At 46.7% G+C, this 1,077-nt stretch carries 1 protein-coding gene; it reads left to right on the forward strand.

Annotated features, from left to right (window positions below; translation table 11 throughout):
- Positions 1–396 precede the first annotated feature (396 nt).
- Positions 397–1,077 (forward strand): alcohol dehydrogenase catalytic domain-containing protein (locus R7127_RS26840; RefSeq protein WP_318148755.1); only part of this gene is annotated, 681 nt, incomplete at its 3' end.

Here is a 1,077-nt window from a genome sequence, read left to right on the forward strand (position 1 = left end):
CGGTGCTGCGCTACGTGAATCTGTGCAATGACTCCAAATCGGCGGGTAACTCACTCGGCAAACCGAGCTTGGTTAAATAGGCGTTCAGATCCGTCTTATTCATAATCACTCTTACTTATCTGATGGGTTGATTGTTTTCTACTCTAGTCCCTCTACCTAACCTCAGGTCAATCGCCTTTTCCGTTTTCCCTTCTGTTTTGAGGAGGCATCACACTCTTGTTGTCCACTCACTTTAACATTATTACGTATATGTAAAAATCATTTTCAAAATGGACGGATTATCATTTTTATTGAAACACCTAGAATGGATACCAACAAAACGACGCAGCGCAGGAAGCAAACCTTAACTACGCTTATTACGTCATTCCATATACTGAGAATATAAAGGAAAATCCAATGACTCTTGAAATCAAACCTGGTCAAACTCACATCAAATCCAAGGCAATGGTTGCGTGGGCGGCTGGCGAGCCACTGAAAATGGAAGAAGTGGATGTACAGCTTCCTAAAGCGGGTGAAGTGCTAGTGCGCATCGTCGCGACAGGTGTTTGTCATACTGATGCGTTCACTCTGTCAGGCGACGATCCAGAAGGCATCTTCCCTTCAATTCTTGGTCACGAAGGCGGCGGTATTGTTGAAATGGTTGGCGAAGGTGTTACCAGCGTTGAGGTTGGCGACCACGTGATTCCTCTTTACACCGCAGAATGTGGAGAGTGTAAGTTCTGTAAATCGGGCAAAACCAACCTTTGCCAGGCCGTTCGTGAAACACAAGGTAAAGGTCTGATGCCAGATGGTACAAGCCGTTTTTCTATCAACGGTGAAACCATCTTCCACTACATGGGTTGTTCTACTTTCTCTGAGTACACAGTGCTGCCTGAAATTTCATTAGCCAAAGTGAACAAGCAAGCGCCTCTTGAAGAAGTGTGTCTACTAGGTTGTGGCGTAACGACTGGTATGGGCGCGGTTCTGAACACTGCAAAAGTTGAAAAAGGCGACACGGTTGCGATCTTTGGTCTGGGCGGCATCGGTCTTTCAGCGATCATCGGTGCGCGCATGGCAGGTGCAAGCCGCATCATCGGT

The sequence above is a fragment of the Vibrio sp. 1159 genome, assembly GCF_033340395.1.
GTDB lineage: Bacteria > Pseudomonadota > Gammaproteobacteria > Enterobacterales > Vibrionaceae > Vibrio > Vibrio alginolyticus.